The sequence below is a fragment of the Conexibacter sp. W3-3-2 genome, from assembly GCF_009707605.1.
GTDB classification, from domain to species: Bacteria; Actinomycetota; Thermoleophilia; order Solirubrobacterales; family Solirubrobacteraceae; genus Paraconexibacter; species Paraconexibacter algicola.
In genome coordinates this window covers 4,218,726-4,231,786 of record NZ_WLYW01000001.1, presented here as the reverse complement: position 1 = coordinate 4,231,786, position 13,061 = coordinate 4,218,726, and the positions used below count along the sequence as shown (strand labels likewise).

Annotated in this window: 15 protein-coding genes and 1 tRNA gene; 3 read left to right on the top strand and 13 right to left on the bottom strand. The window is 73.3% G+C overall.

All coding sequences use genetic code 11. The features are described 5' to 3' along the window. The first annotated feature begins 112 nt into the window (after positions 1–112). Positions 113–487, top strand: coding sequence for a hypothetical protein (locus GKE82_RS20320; RefSeq protein ID WP_154734567.1), 375 nt, complete (start codon positions 113–115; stop codon positions 485–487). A 33-nt stretch (positions 488–520) separates the two neighbouring features. Here the strand turns inward: GKE82_RS20320 and GKE82_RS20315 are convergent, their stop codons facing one another. The 7 genes from GKE82_RS20315 to GKE82_RS20285 form a co-directional block, all read right to left on the bottom strand. Then, the gene (locus GKE82_RS20315) at positions 521–2,083 is read right to left on the bottom strand and encodes an alkaline phosphatase (RefSeq protein WP_107568847.1); all 1,563 of its coding nucleotides are present in this window, start codon (positions 2,081–2,083) and stop codon (positions 521–523) included. Positions 2,084–2,136: 53 nt separating this feature from the next. Continuing rightward, positions 2,137–2,892: a trans-aconitate 2-methyltransferase gene (locus tag GKE82_RS20310; protein ID WP_154734566.1), complete on the bottom strand. Its 756-nt coding sequence runs from the start codon at positions 2,890–2,892 to the stop codon at positions 2,137–2,139. 31 nt (positions 2,893–2,923) lie between these two features. Next, a complete protein-coding gene (gene pth / locus GKE82_RS20305) occupies positions 2,924–3,535 on the bottom strand; it encodes an aminoacyl-tRNA hydrolase (RefSeq protein ID WP_107568845.1) in 612 nt (203 codons plus the stop codon). Positions 3,536–3,541: 6 nt separating this feature from the next. Next, complete coding sequence (locus GKE82_RS20300) at positions 3,542–4,237, bottom strand: 50S ribosomal protein L25 (RefSeq protein WP_107568844.1); 696 nt, start codon at positions 4,235–4,237, stop codon at positions 3,542–3,544. Positions 4,238–4,355: 118 nt separating this feature from the next. After that, positions 4,356–6,284, bottom strand: a complete 1,929-nt coding sequence (locus GKE82_RS20295; RefSeq protein ID WP_154734565.1) for a glycoside hydrolase family 2 protein — start codon at positions 6,282–6,284, stop codon at positions 4,356–4,358. 56 nt (positions 6,285–6,340) lie between these two features. Continuing rightward, the gene (locus GKE82_RS20290; RefSeq protein WP_154734564.1) at positions 6,341–6,793 is read right to left on the bottom strand and encodes a hypothetical protein; all 453 of its coding nucleotides are present in this window, start codon (positions 6,791–6,793) and stop codon (positions 6,341–6,343) included. A gap of 37 nt (positions 6,794–6,830) precedes the next feature. Next, the gene (locus tag GKE82_RS20285) at positions 6,831–7,553 is read right to left on the bottom strand and encodes a hypothetical protein (protein ID WP_107568841.1); all 723 of its coding nucleotides are present in this window, start codon (positions 7,551–7,553) and stop codon (positions 6,831–6,833) included. A 137-nt stretch (positions 7,554–7,690) separates the two neighbouring features. Between GKE82_RS20285 and GKE82_RS20280 the strand changes: the two genes are divergently transcribed. Then, positions 7,691–7,984 carry a DUF4235 domain-containing protein gene (locus tag GKE82_RS20280; RefSeq protein WP_107568840.1) on the top strand — a complete coding sequence of 98 codons (294 nt, stop codon included), beginning with the start codon at positions 7,691–7,693 and terminating at the stop codon, positions 7,982–7,984. A 30-nt stretch (positions 7,985–8,014) separates the two neighbouring features. Here GKE82_RS20280 and GKE82_RS20275 read toward each other — a convergent pair whose 3' ends face one another. From GKE82_RS20275 to GKE82_RS20255, 5 genes are all read right to left on the bottom strand, one after another. Further along, the gene (locus GKE82_RS20275; protein ID WP_154734563.1) at positions 8,015–9,037 is read right to left on the bottom strand and encodes a transglycosylase family protein; all 1,023 of its coding nucleotides are present in this window, start codon (positions 9,035–9,037) and stop codon (positions 8,015–8,017) included. Positions 9,038–9,103: 66 nt separating this feature from the next. Next, complete coding sequence (locus GKE82_RS20270; RefSeq protein WP_233243811.1) at positions 9,104–9,418, bottom strand: hypothetical protein; 315 nt, start codon at positions 9,416–9,418, stop codon at positions 9,104–9,106. Then, positions 9,418–10,395 (bottom strand): ribose-phosphate pyrophosphokinase, encoded by a 978-nt coding sequence (locus GKE82_RS20265; protein ID WP_107569766.1) that lies wholly within the window; start codon positions 10,393–10,395, stop codon positions 9,418–9,420. Before GKE82_RS20265 ends, GKE82_RS20270 begins: the two co-directional genes overlap by 1 nt. 113 nt (positions 10,396–10,508) lie before the next feature. Continuing rightward, complete coding sequence (gene glmU / locus GKE82_RS20260; protein WP_309233726.1) at positions 10,509–11,885, bottom strand: bifunctional UDP-N-acetylglucosamine diphosphorylase/glucosamine-1-phosphate N-acetyltransferase GlmU; 1,377 nt, start codon at positions 11,883–11,885, stop codon at positions 10,509–10,511. A 62-nt stretch (positions 11,886–11,947) separates the two neighbouring features. Further along, a tRNA-Gln gene (locus GKE82_RS20255) sits at positions 11,948–12,019 on the bottom strand. 91 nt (positions 12,020–12,110) lie between these two features. Here GKE82_RS20255 and GKE82_RS20245 point away from each other — a divergent pair. Continuing rightward, complete coding sequence (locus GKE82_RS20245; RefSeq protein ID WP_154734561.1) at positions 12,111–12,287, top strand: DUF1059 domain-containing protein; 177 nt, start codon at positions 12,111–12,113, stop codon at positions 12,285–12,287. A 159-nt stretch (positions 12,288–12,446) separates the two neighbouring features. Here GKE82_RS20245 and GKE82_RS20240 read toward each other — a convergent pair whose 3' ends face one another. Further along, positions 12,447–12,986, bottom strand: a complete 540-nt coding sequence (locus GKE82_RS20240) for a hypothetical protein (RefSeq protein WP_107568835.1) — start codon at positions 12,984–12,986, stop codon at positions 12,447–12,449. Positions 12,987–13,061: the final 75 nt, after the last annotated feature.

Genomic DNA, 13,061 nt, shown 5'->3' with positions numbered 1-13,061 from the left:
CTCACCTCCTCCGCCGTCGGCGGCAAGGGAGGTCACGAAGACGATCTACGTCCCGGACTCGATCTTCGCCTCCCCGGAGAACCTGCTCGGCGCGCTGGTCGTCGGCGACCAGGTGTTCATCAACGCGTACCTCCTGGCGACGACGGTGTTCGCGCGGCAGGGGACGCTCTCGGGCTCGAAGTTCGCCCGCTACACCGCGGAGATCATGGCCACCGAGGCCGTGCACCGCGCGCTCGCGCTCCAGTCGCTGGGTCGGCTGGGCAACGACCGCGTCTACGCGAAGTTCAGCCAGCGCGAGGACGTCCCGGGCCTGCCGACGACGGGCAAGCCGGGCTTCTTCCGGATCCTCGACGCGGTCGCCACGCTCGAGTCGGTCGGCTTCGGCTTCGGCAAGCCGGGCAGCGTGCCGGGCACCGCCTACAACTACGACGAGGTCGCGGCCCGGACCCCGAAGGACCCGGACGTCAACACCATCGCGATCGCCTAGCGGTCGCCCGTCCAGGCGGGCTCTCGACCCGGCTCAGCGCGTGCGCTGGACCGCGGTCGAGCCCGCCTCGACGCGGAAGCTCGCGAGCGTCGTGACCGGGCGGTCGCGCCGGCGCACCGAGTCGACGGCCTTGAAGTCGACCGTCAGCTCGCCGGGACGGCACTCCATGACGCCGTAGCCGCGGCGGTTGAAGTTCGCGAACGCGTAGTGGGGGTTCAGCAGCTGCGCGGCCTGGAACACGGGCTCGGTGATCGGGCGGGCGTCCTCGCCGCCCAGGTCGCCGTCGAGGCTGTCGCTGGTGATCGAGCCGCCGACGAACTCGGTCATCCCGGGCCGCCCGCCGGTGCGACCGGTGGTCGTGACCGTCCCGGCGAAGAAGGTGTGGATGTCCCCGGTGATGACGGTGACGTCGCGGATGCCCTTGTCGAGGACGTGCTGGACGACCTCGCGCCGCTCGGCCTCGTAGCCGTCCCAGGCGTCGGGGTTGACCGGGTTGCCGGTCGGGACGTCCAGGGACATGAGCATGACCTGGTTGCCGAGCACCTTCCAGGCCGCGCGGGAGCGCTCGAGTCCCGCCTTCAGCCACTGCTTCTGCGCGGCGCCGAGGATCGTCGAGTTGTCCGGCTCCCGGTAGGTGCGCGTGTCGAGCAGGAACAGGTCGGCGTTGGCGCCAAGCCGCAGCTTGCGGTAGATCCGGTCGCGGTCGGAGCCGATGCGCTGCAGCGGCATGTTCTCGAAGAAGCCCAGGTAGGCGTTGCGGCGCCGCTCGGCGTAGGGGATGCGCCGCACCGCGGTGGTCCCCTCCCCCTTGGGTCCCTCCTGGTCGTTCTCGAACTCGTGGTCGTCCCAGATCGCCACGAACGGGTGGTTGGCGTGGACGGCCTGGAGGTTGGGGTCCGAGCGGTAGAGCCGGTACTTCGCGCGGTAGTCGGCGAGCGTCTCGGTCTGGTTGTTCTCGCCCGAGCTCGTGCGGTCGTCCCGGCCGGGGACCGCGGAGGCGCCGCAGGTCTCGTACATGTAGTCGCCGAGGCTGACGACGAGGTCGAGATCGGGCTCGGCCGCCAGTCCGGCGTGCGCGTTGTAGTAGCCGGCCCGCCAGTTCTGGCAGGAGAAGAACCCGATCCGGACGGGCTCGCGGCTGTCGGCGGGCAGCGCGGTGCGGAAGCGGCCGACCGGGCTGCTCGTGGACCGGGTGGCGAAGCGGTAGAAGTACTGCTCGCCGGGCTCCAGGACCCGTGGCTGCAGGACGCGGGCGCGCGCGGTGTGGTCGCGCACCGCGGCGGCACGGACGTCCTGGCGGTGCACGACGCGAGCGAAGTCGGCGTCGCGCGCGATCTCCAGCCGCAGGCGGCCGGAGCGCTCGACGTCGCCGACCCGGGTCCAGAGCGTGATGCCGTGCTCGAACGGCTGCCCGGAGGCGACGCCGGAGGGGAACGTGCCGGCGGGGAGCGCCGCCTCGCGCGCGAGCCGCTTGGCGGCCGCGGTCTGCGCCGGGTTCAGCGCGCCGAGCGCGATCGTGGTGGTCGCCGCCGCGCCCCCGGCGAGCAGCAGCTCGCGACGGGTCAGCGCGGGGTCGTCGGGGCGGAACGCGGCCATGCACCGGAGTCTCGCCGATCGGCGTGACCGCGTGGTGAAGGCGGCGTGAAGTGCTACGCGGTGGCGTCGATGTTCAGCCGCACGTAGTCGATCGTGACCGGCTCGCCGAGCCCGGCGATCGTCGACTCGACGAACGGCCGCCGCAGCTCCTGCGGCATCCGCTGCAGGAACGCGCCGAGCACGATCGTCGAGAGGTACTCGACCGGGTCCGGCGGCCGCACCGGCTGCGGGACGAGCCAGCAGCGCGCGTCGGAGAAGCCCGCCGCCAGCAGCCGCTCCTCGGTCTCCTCGGGCCCGTAGAAGTTCGTCGGGTCGTCCCAGCCGTCGAGGTACTGCGCGAACGGCGGCATCTCCCCCACGGCCTGCGCGGCGGCGTGCACGCGCGACACGTTGCCCACGCCGCCGCACTGCGCGACGAGCACGCCGCCGGGCTTCAGCTGGGCGCGCAGCGCGCGGAACAGCGCGTCGTGGTCGCTGATCCAGTGGAAGGTCGCGGTCGAGAGGATCGCGTCGACCGGACCGACGTCGGCGACGTCGAGCTCCAGCAGGTCCTGGACGCGGAGGTCGGCCTGCGGACCGAGGCGGGTGTGGGCGGCCTCGATCATGTCCGCCGACCCGTCGACGCCGACGACGTGGCCGTCGGGCAGCTGCGCGACGAGCGCCTGCGTCACGCGACCGCTGCCGCAGCCCGCGTCGACGACGGTCTCGTCGCCGCGGAGCTCGAGGCGCTCGAGGACCTTGAGGCCCATGACCTCCATCGGCGCGCTGATGCGGTCGTAGCTCGTCCCGTCCCATGCTCGATTGGTCATGGGAGCAGCCTAGCGCGCCTTGTACGTTATTTCAAACGCTTGTCTGTTCTTGCTCGTCGGGCGGTGGGGCGAGGATCAGCCGCTCGGCCTGGTCGGCGGCCTCGTACACGAGCTCCTCGACCTCCCGGGCGGTCTGCTTCCACCGCCCCAGCACGTAGCCCGCGACGATGTCGGGGTCCGTCGAGTCCGGCCGGCCGACGCCGATCCGCACGCGATGGAAGTCCGGGGAGCCGAAGTGCGCCTTCAGCGACTTCAGCCCGTTGTGCCCCGCCAGCCCGCCGCCGAAGCGGGAGCGGACGTCCCCGAAGCGCAGGTCGATCTCGTCGTGCAGCACGAGCACGCGATCGAGCTCGACCTTCAGCGCGCCGCGCGCCGGGCCCGCAGCGCGCCCCGACTCGTTCATGTACGTCTGCGGCAGCAGCAGGCCGACCCGGGCGGTCACCCCGCCCGGCGTCCCGACCCGGCCGTCGGTGTACAGGCCGGAGAACTTCGCCTTGGGCTTCGACAGCCCCCAGCGCTCGATCAGGTGCTCGGCGACCTCGAACCCCACGTTGTGCGGGGTCCGGGCGTAGCGGTCGCCCGGGTTGCCCAGGGCGACGATGAGCCAGTCGACCGGCGTGGACGATGCGCCGCGCAGGCGCACCGGGAGCTACTCGCCGGCGTCGTCGCCGCCGTCCTCGGAGCCGGCGTCCTCGCCGTCCTCCTCGGACCCCTCGGCGTCGTCGCCGCCCTCGCCGATGACCTCGGTCTCGCCCTCGATCTCGTCGTCGGTCTCGACGACGGCCGGCGCGACGATGGTCGCCAGGACGGTCTCCTCGGGATCGTCGAGCAGCGTGACGCCCGCGGGCGCCTCGATCGCCGACAGCAGCAGCGTGTCGCCCTCGACCATCGCCGACACGTCGACGGTGATGACGTCCGGGATGTCCGCCGGGCGCGCCTCGACGTTGAGCTCCGAGACGACCTGGGTCAGGATGCCGCCCTCGACCACGCCGGGGGCGTCGTCGCCACCGACGAGCTCGACGAGCACCGGCGCCTGGATCGGCTTGTTGAGGTCGACGCGCAGGAAGTCGACGTGCATGATCTCGCCGCGGACCGGGTGGCGCTGGGCGTCCTTGAGGATCGCCGGGACCGCGGAGCCGCCGTCGACGACGACCTCGAAGACCGCGCCGGTGGTCGCGAGCGCCAGGCGCAGGTCGCGGGCACCGATCTGGAAGGAGACGGGGTCCTCGCCGCCGCCGTAGACGACGCCGGGCACGAGCCCCTCGCGACGCAGACGGCGCGTCTCGCGGGAGTGCCCCGGGGTGCGGGAGGAAACGTCGAGCTTGGTTGCTTCGGTCTTGGCCATGATCGTCGATCTCGGTCGGGTCCGGGCACGCGCAGGCGGGCCCAACAGCGGCGAGGAAGGGTAGCGGACGGGCCGCGTCCGGCGCGTTGCGGTCCCGGCAGCCCGGGACCGCCCGCCGTCAGCGACCGCCGGTCGGCCCGCCGATCTGCTTCGTCGCGCGGAACAGGCGCTGGACGTCGAAGAACGCCGGCTTGCGCACGCCGCTGAAGGAGATCAGGCCCTTCTCGTGGATCGGCGAGTTGGGCCGCGGGTTGCCGCCGTCCCAGTTCGGCCGCACGCGGAACTCCTCCAGCGCCCAGTAGATCGCGCCCGCCAGCCACGGCTTCGTCGCGTACACGCCGAGGTGGTAGTTCACGAAGTCCGACTGGAACTCGAACGTGCCCTTCTCCTCGACCGGGCCGCTGCGGTTCGCCTCGGCGCCGAACTCGCTCACGAGCACCGCCTTCTCGGGGTAGCACTGGTGCACCGAGTCGAGGTACTGGGAGAGGAGCGTGCGGTCGGCGATCTGCCCGTTGGGGCCGGGGTACCAGCCGAAGTACTCGTTCACCCCGATGACGTCGAGCGGCGCGTACTCGGGCTGGCAGCCCGCCGCCGGATAGCCGGCGACCGCGTAGCCGACCGGTCGGGTCGGGTCGAGCGCCTTCGCGCGCCGGGCCGCGTTGGCGAGGTAGAAGCCCTGCACCTGGCCGGGTCGCGAGCTGAGCTCGTTGCCGACCGACCAGACGATCACCGACGGGTGGTTCTGGTTGGTGAGGATGTTCGACTCGAGCTCGCGCGCCGCCAGCTCGCGCACGACCTTCTTGGCGAGGTGCTCGGTCTTCACCGCGTAGACGGGGATCTCCGACCAGATCATCAGGCCCTGCTCGTCGGCGAGCTCGTGCATCCGCGGGTGCAGCGGGTAGTGCGAGCGCATGACCGTCGCGCCGAGCTCCTTCGTCTCGGCGACGATCCGCCGGCGGTCGGCGTCGTCGATCGCGAAGCCGCGGTCCTTGGAGTCCTCGTGCAGGCCGACGCCGCGGAAGTTCAGCGGCCGCCCGTTCAGCAGCCAGCGGCCACCGACGACCTTGATCGAGCGCACGCCGGTGCGCAACGCGTAGCGCGCGACCGTGCGCTTGCCGACGCGCACGGTGATCGGCGCGTCGTAGAGCGTCGGGCTGGACGGCGACCACAGGCGCGGCCGGGCGATCCGGATCGTGCGCGTGAACGCCGCGAACTTCTTCGGCCCGACCAGCTGCGTGCCGAGGTTCACCGCCCGCGCGCCGAAGCGGCTGGTGACGCGCACGCGCGCGGCCGAGGTGCTGTCGTTGCGGACGACGACCTTGTACTGGACGTCCGCCGCGCAGGTCGCGCAGGGAAGGACCGGGCGGACCTGCACGGTCGAGAAGTCGATCCGGTCGACCCGGCGCAGGTACACCTCGCGCAGCAGGCCGCCGTAGTTCCACCAGCCGCCCGTGGGGTTGCCGGTGACCGACAGGCCGGAGGGCGGGAAGTCCGTCGGGTAGCGGCGGTTGTCGACGCGCACGACGAGGCGGTTCGTGCCGCTGCGCTTCAGCAGCCCGGCCGGGAGCCGGACCTCGAACGGCAGGTACGCGCCGGTGTTCTTGCCGATCGGCCGCCCGTTGAGCCAGATCCGCGACCGGTAGTTCACGGACTCGAAGCGCACGACGTAGCCGAACCGCTTCGACGCGCTCGGCAGCCGGAAGTCCTTGCGATACCAGCCGACGGTGCCCTGCATCGACTCGACGGACTCGTCGGTCGCGTTCCACGCGTTCGGCACGGTCGTGGTCGTCCAGCCGTCCGTCGTCGTCTGGCGCTGGAAGCCCTGGGTCAGCCCGACCTCCGCCTTGTCGAGGCGGAACAGCCACGTGCCGGCCAGCAGGTAGCGCCCGGACGGGCCCTGCGTGTAGAGCGCGCCCTTCTTCGGGGTCTCGACCTTCGGCGTCGGCGCGGGCGCCGGCGGGGTCGTCACCGCGGGGTCGGTGGTCTGCGCGGCGGCCGGGGCGGCGGCCACGAGGGCAAGGGTGAGGACGGACAGGATTCGGCGCATGGTTCCGGGGCTGAAGGACACGGGAGACGGCGCCGAGTTGCGGGCGGACGACGCCGTCAGGGACACGACGACTCGCGGTCGATCGGCGCGCTGACCCGCAGAACGCTAATCGATCGACCGGCCAGCGCGCTCCCCTTGCGCCGGATCTCCACGCACTGGACGGTCGGCAGCCCGCGGTCGACGACCGCCCAGACCACGCGGGTGGTCCCCGTCGCGGCCCCGAGCGCGTACGCGGTCTGCGACTGCACGTTGATGATCTTCACCTCGCCCGGCAGGCGCTGGGCGCGCGCGTTGCGCCGCACCTGCGCGACGCACGCCGGCGCCCGCCGGCACGACGGGTCCATCGCGTCGAGCATCGCCCCGGGGTCACCCGCCGCCTGCGCGGTGAGCACGTCGACGAGCGCGTCGCGCTCGCGGCTCTCGGCGGTGAGGAAGCGCGCGAGGCCGACCGAGACGGCGACGAACGCCACGAGGACCAGCACGAGCACGAGCGGGCGGGGACGGCGCATCGGGCGCGAGCCTACGCGCCCGGGCGGTCCCCGCGGGTCAGCAGGCCTCGGGCAGGTCGTCGACGCCGGAGATCTCCAGGAACCGGCGCACGGACTGCTCCTGGTGCTCGAGCTGGTCGGCGAGCCGCCGGGCGTGGTCGGCCGCGCGCTCGCGGAAGTCCTCGAGGCAGCGCTCCGGGTCGTCGGGGAGCGGGTAGACGTGCGCGACGTCCTGCTGGGCGCAGGCGATGCCCAGCGGCGGCCGCCCCTCGGCCAGCGTCCGCGCGCCGCAGACCGGCACGACGGTCAGCCGCTGCTCCGGCGCGACGAGCGCGACGGGCATCAGCCGGTGGGCGGGCAGCCGCACCCCGAGCTCGATCGAGCGGTCGACCCCGACCGGGGCGTCCGCGAGCGCCTCCAGCGCGTCCTTCCACAGCGCGAGCACCGTGTCGGCGGCGAGCAGCGCGTCACGCAGCGCACGGGCCTGCTCGGCGTACAGGTCGTGCGCGCCCTCGGCGTCGGGGGCGTCGGCGAGGTCCAGGTCGCACGGCACGCGCAGCAGCGCCGACGGCGCGACCGCGGCACCGGCGCCGAAGCCGCCGGGCGCGACATAGGTCTGGACGGTGCCGAGATCCAGCCGCCCGTGGAAGATCACGGTGAGCGCCTCGGCGAGCGACAGGCCGTCCACGCGCAGCGCGAGCGCCGCCGACGTGTCCGGGTCGATCAGCGCGCGCCGCAGGAGCTCCTCGGCGCCGTCGTGCGGATCGTGCTGCTGGTCCATGTCGGAACTCCTTCCTCCGGTGATGCGTGCCGTCGCCCCGGATCCTGGCGACGAGCCTGCCCCATGGTTATCGACCGACAGGACGGTTCGCCGCAGTCCCCGGTGGACCGGCGGGCGCGCCGGGTAGGCTCCGGGCCATGGGCCGTCTCCTCTACAAGCCGTTCGGCATCGTCTTCAGCGTCCTCGCGGGGAAGATCGCCGCGAAGCTCTTCACGGCGATCTGGGCCGCGCTCGACAAGGACGCCAGCGACGGCAGGCCGCCGCGTCCGACCGAGCCGAACGCCCCCGTCGGCAAGGCGATCGCCGCGACCGCGATCGAGGCCGCGACCTACGCGGGCACGCGCGCGGCATTCGACCGGGCGGGCGTGCGGACCTTCCACTACCTCACCGGGGTCTGGGCGGGCCCGAAGCCCCCGAAGTCCAAGCGCTGACCGTCGCCACGGTGGCGCCGCGGCGGCCGGTCAGAGGATGCCGACGATCGCGGCGCAGTCCCAGTTGCGGGCGCCCGCACCGCCGGCCCAGAGCTTCGCGGCCAGCCGGTCCTGCTCGGCCTTCGGCGCGAGGTACGCGTGCGGCGTGCTGCCGCCCAGGCCCTTCCAGGTCGACGGGATGAACTGGTAGTAGCCGGACGCCCGCGCGCCCGCGTTGGGCGGCAGGTTCTGGCCGCCGGACTCGCACTGGACGATCGCCCACGGGATCGCCCACGGGCCGCCGGGACCGGCGGAGGACACGCGCGCCTTCGCCTGCTCGGCCTGCAGCTTCTTCAGCGTGCGGGCCGCGCGCGTGCGGGCACGGGCGCTCGAGCGCTTGAGCGCCAGCCGCGCCGCCCGCGCCTGCGCGACCGCCTCGCGGCGGCGCGCGACGGCGGAGGCGATCGAGGCGATCGCGTCGCGGCGGCGCTGCACGGCGACGGCCTCCTCCTCGCGGCGGCGCTCCAGCCGCGCGAGACGGCGGACCTCGGCCTTCGCGTCGGCGCGCGCGTCGCGCATGACGTCCACGACCTCGGTGCCCGCGTCCTGGGCGCGGCGCAGGAACTCGCTGCGCTCCAGCAGGTCCTCGAACCCCTTGGCGTTCAGCACGACGCTCACGAGGTCCGGGCGGGCCGCCTTGTACTGCGCCTCGAGGTGGTCGGCGAGCGCCTTGCGGGCCTGGGCGAGCCGCTTGCGCAGCCGCAGCGCGCGGGCCCGCTCGGCCTTGACCTGGCCCTGGGTGCGGGCGAGGCGGGTCTGCGCCCCGTTCAGCTCGATCTGCGCCTCGGTGAGCCGCGCCTGCAGCAGCGCGACCTGCCGGTCGATCTTGCGCTCCAGGCGGCCCAGACGCTCGGCCTGGCTGCCCAGCTGCGCCTCACGGGCCTCGCGCTGCTCGATCTCCCGCTCCAGCTGACCGGTGTCCTGCTGGGCCGAGCCCGCGGGGACGACGATCGCCACGGCCGCGAGGGCGAGCAGCAGCACGGCGAGGGATGGCAGGCGCAGACGGCGGAGCATGACGGCGGCCGCGCGGACGCACGGCGGGTCCCCACGGTAGGACACGACCGCGGTCGCGGCTGCAACTCAGCGTGCGGCGCGCACGACGAACCCGCGGCTGCCCAGCGCCTCGAGCGCGTCCTCGAACGCGGCGTAGTCCTGGCGCAGCAGGGCGTCCAGCGGCCGGCCGGCGGGGCCCGCGGTGCGGACCCAGCGCCGCAGCGCGTCGGGGTGCACGCGCTCGGCCGCCTCGGCGGTCAGCGTCAGCAGCAGCGGCAGCTGCGGCTTGTGCTCCAGCGCCCCGCCGATGACCTCCAGCGGCGCGACGCCGAGCGTCGTGCAGAGCTCCTCGTCGGTGAGGCCGAGGCGGTCCATGAGGACCGCTGCGGCGGTCGCCGTCACTAGAACAGCTGGTTCTCGCCGCCGAAGACCTCGGAGACCGAGTCGTCGGTGAAGATCCGCCGGATCGAGTCGGTCAGCAGCTCGGCGCAGCTCAGCACCCGGATCGTGTCCGGGGCGCCCGCGCGCAGCGGGATCGTGTCGGTGACGACGATCTGCTCGAAGCCGCTCTCGGCGAGGTTGTCGAACGCGCGCCCCGACAGCACCGGGTGCGTCGCCGCCGCGAAGACGCGCGAGGCGCCCGCGTCGAGCACGGTCTGCCCGGCGGCGCGCAGCGTGCCCGCCGTGTCGATCATGTCGTCGAGGATGATCGCGGTCTTGTCCTTCACGTCACCGATGACGTAGCCGATCTCCGCGACCTGCTGGGCGGGACGCTCCTTGTCGAGGATCGCGAGCTCGGCGCCGAGCTTCACCGCGAACTTCTTGTTGAGCTTCACGCGGCCCGCGTCGGGGGCGACGACCACGAGGTCCTGCAGCTGCATGTCGTTGAAGTAGTTGCTGAGCATCATCAGCGCGGTCATGTGGTCGACCGGGACGCTGAAGAAGCCCTGCACCTGGCCGGCGTGCAGGTCCATGGTCAGGACGCGGTCCGCACCGGCGGCCTCGAGCATGCGGGCGACGAGCCGCGCGGTGATCGGCTCGCGCGGCGCGCTCTTCTTGTCCTGGCGGCTGTAGCCGAACCACGGGGTGACGGCGATGACGCGGTGCGCGGACGCGCCGACGGCCGCGTCGATCATGCACAGCAGCTCCATCAGCGCGTCGTTGGCGGTCACCCCGGTCTCCGGGTTGCCGCAGGTCGGCTGCACGATGAAGACGTCCGCACCGCGGATCGACTCCTCGTAGCGGCAGTAGACCTCGCCGTTGCTGAAGGTCTTCAGCGTGACGGGACCGAGGTCCACGCCGAGCTTGTCGGCGATCTTCGCGGCGAGCTCCGGGTTGGAGCGGCCGCTGAAGAGCATCAGCTTCTTGTCGTAGTCGATCGGCAGGCTCGTGCTCACGGAGGGCGCGAGTCTACGGCCCGGCGCCTGCTGCGTGCCGGGGACGGGCACGATGTTTCCCGCAAGGTCCATGGTCTGCTGGATCGTCATGGGTCCTACGCTCCTTCGTCCTGGCGCTGGGAGAAGCCGTCGATGTTGGTCTGCCGGGCCCGCGCGACGCCCAGGGCGCCCGGCGGGATGTCCTTCGTGATCACGGAGCCGGCCGCCGTCCAGGCGTCGTCCCCGACGGTGACGGGCGCGACGAACGACGTGTCGACGCTCCCCTTCACCCGCTTGCCGATCGTCGTGCGGTGCTTGGAGGTGCCGTCGTAGTTGGCGGTGATCGTGCCCGCCCCGAGGTTCGAGGCCTCCCCCACGTCGGCGTCCCCGATGTAGGAGAGGTGCGGGACCTTCGCCCCCGGGCCGATGTCGGAGTTCTTGATCTCGACGAACGTGCCGACCTTGCTGTTCTCGCGCAGCACCGTGCCAGGCCGCAGGTAGCCGAACGGGCCGACGCTGACGCCGTCGTGGACGGTGCAGTCGGTCGCGTAGGAGTGGACGACGCGCGCGCCGTCGCCGAGCGTGACGTCCACGAGCGTCGTGGCGGGCCCGATGACGCAGTCCTCGCCGGCACTCGTGGCCCCGCGCAGCACGCAGGACGGCTCGACGCGCGTGTCGCGGCCGAGCGTCACGCCGACGTCGACGACCGTGGAGCCGGGGTCGACGATCGTCACGCCGGAGCGCATCAGGTCCTCGAGGATCCGCCGCTGCGCGATCGCGCGGACGCGGTCGAGGTCGACCAGGTCGTTGACGCCGAGCACGACGTCGTGGTCCTCCACGACGTGCGCGAGCACGGTGCCGCCCGCCGCGGCGATCAGCGGCAGCGCCTCGGGCAGGTACTTCTCGCCCTGCGCGTTGTCGGTCCCGATCCGGGGGAGCGCGTCGAGCAGCGCGGCACCGGAGAAGACGAAGATGCCCGTGTTGATCTCGCGGATGGCGAGGTGCTCGGGCAGCGCGTCGCCCGCGGTCTTCGTCTCCACCACGCGCTCGAAGCGCCCGTCGGCGTCGCGGACGACGCGTCCGTAGCCGCTCGCGTCCGGCAGCACGGTCGTGGCCATCGTGGCGGCGGCGCCCGCCGCGGCGTGGGCGGCGACGAGCTCGGCGACGACCTCCGGCCGCACGAGCGGCACGTCGCCGGAGAGCACGACGACGGGGGCGTCGGGATCGAGGTGGTCGGCGGCGGCCAGGACCGCGCCGCCGGTCCCGTCGGCGACCTCCTGCACGGCGTGCTGCACGCCCGGCGGCAGGTGGTCGGCGAGGCGGCGGTCGGGCCCGTCGACGACGACGACGCGGGCGGCACCGGCCTGCAGCGCGGCCGCGATCGGCCACGACACCATCGGCCGGCCACAGAGGTCGTGCAGGACCTTCGGCGTCTTCGACCGCATGCGGGTGCCCTTCCCAGCGGCCATCACCACGACGACGGGTGCGCTCACGTGGGTGGATGCTACGCGCAAGGCCCCCCTCCGTGCCTGCGGGACGCTGACCCGGCGGTCAGCTGGGGAGCCCGGACTCGAACCGGGACGGCAGGCTTCAAAGGCCCGAATGCTGACCATTACATCACTCCCCAGTGGCCCGATCATCATGCCGCACTTGCGCTCACGTCCCAACCTGCCGATGGTGTCCCCGATCCCCTTTCCCCACCCGAGGAGCGTTCCGACATGAAGCAGTTCTCCTGTGGCGCCGTGGTGCCCGGCTGCACCGCCACGTTCGAGGCCGAGGACGAGCACGGCATCCTGACCCAGGTCGCCGCCCACGCCCGTGAGGACCACGGCATGGACGCGGTCCCCGACGAGGTCGTCGCGCAGGTCCGCGCGAACATCTCCGAGGCGGCGTAGCGACGGACGGCTCGCGGGGCGGTCCCTCAACCGCACCCGCGAGCTCTACCGTCCGTGTGGGGCGGGCGGACCCTCCTCCGCCCTTCCCGTCGGGCCGGTGGACCCTCCTCCACCGTGCCCGGTCCTGTCCGACCGGTCCCTCAACCGGCAGCCAAGTCTCTAGGCCACGAGATCCACCAGGTGGCCGCCGCCCGGGCGCGCTCCGCGCGCGTCCGCGAGCGTGGTGACGTCCATGCGTCCGTCGGGTCCGTGCACGCGGACCGGCAGGCCCGCCCACGCGGCCGCGGACGCCGCCGCGCCGGTGCCCGCCGCCCCGTCGGACGCGGTGGCGCGTCCGGCGAAGCCGAGCCGGGTCGTGCGGCCCTGCGCGTCGACGTCGACGTCGAGCCGCAGCGGCATCACGCCGGCGGTCCCGTCGCCGAGCAGCCGGACCTCGACGGCGATCTCGCGCCCGTCGGCGACGAACGAGCCGCTGACCGCGAAGACGCCCTCGCCCGACGCGGTCTCGCGCAGGTCGAGCGTCGCGCCCCAGGAGACCGCCTCGCGGGCGGCCTGCACGCGGGCCTGCTCGGCCCGGCCCTGGCGGGCACGGTCGAACGCGAGCGCGATCGGCTGGGCGGACGCGGCGATCGCGTCGATCTCCGCCGCTCCGAGCGTCCGGCCGACGATCTGCTCGACGACCGCCCGGACGAGATCCATCCGGCCTCCCTGCTCGGGAGCCTGGACGGGGGTCGCGGTGGCCGCCGGCCGTTCGTCGCCCGGCCGCGATCCGTC

Bases quoted from the DNA above. Each gene is read 5' to 3' on its own strand.
- GKE82_RS20315 (WP_107568847.1), bottom strand. From the start codon at position 2,083: ATGGCCGCGTTCCGCCCCGACGACCCCGCGCTGACCCGTCGCGAGCTG.
- GKE82_RS20310 (WP_154734566.1), bottom strand. From the start codon at position 2,892: ATGACCAATCGAGCATGGGACGGGACGAGCTACGACCGCATCAGCGCG.
- GKE82_RS20300 (WP_107568844.1), bottom strand. From the start codon at position 4,237: ATGGCCAAGACCGAAGCAACCAAGCTCGACGTTTCCTCCCGCACCCCG.
- GKE82_RS20295 (WP_154734565.1), bottom strand. From the start codon at position 6,284: ATGCGCCGAATCCTGTCCGTCCTCACCCTTGCCCTCGTGGCCGCCGCC.
- GKE82_RS20290 (WP_154734564.1), bottom strand. From the start codon at position 6,793: ATGCGCCGTCCCCGCCCGCTCGTGCTCGTGCTGGTCCTCGTGGCGTTC.
- GKE82_RS20285 (WP_107568841.1), bottom strand. From the start codon at position 7,553: ATGGACCAGCAGCACGATCCGCACGACGGCGCCGAGGAGCTCCTGCGG.
- GKE82_RS20280 (WP_107568840.1), top strand. From the start codon at position 7,691: ATGGGCCGTCTCCTCTACAAGCCGTTCGGCATCGTCTTCAGCGTCCTC.
- GKE82_RS20275 (WP_154734563.1), bottom strand. From the start codon at position 9,037: ATGCTCCGCCGTCTGCGCCTGCCATCCCTCGCCGTGCTGCTGCTCGCC.
- GKE82_RS20245 (WP_154734561.1), top strand. From the start codon at position 12,111: ATGAAGCAGTTCTCCTGTGGCGCCGTGGTGCCCGGCTGCACCGCCACG.
- GKE82_RS20240 (WP_107568835.1), bottom strand. From the start codon at position 12,986: ATGGATCTCGTCCGGGCGGTCGTCGAGCAGATCGTCGGCCGGACGCTC.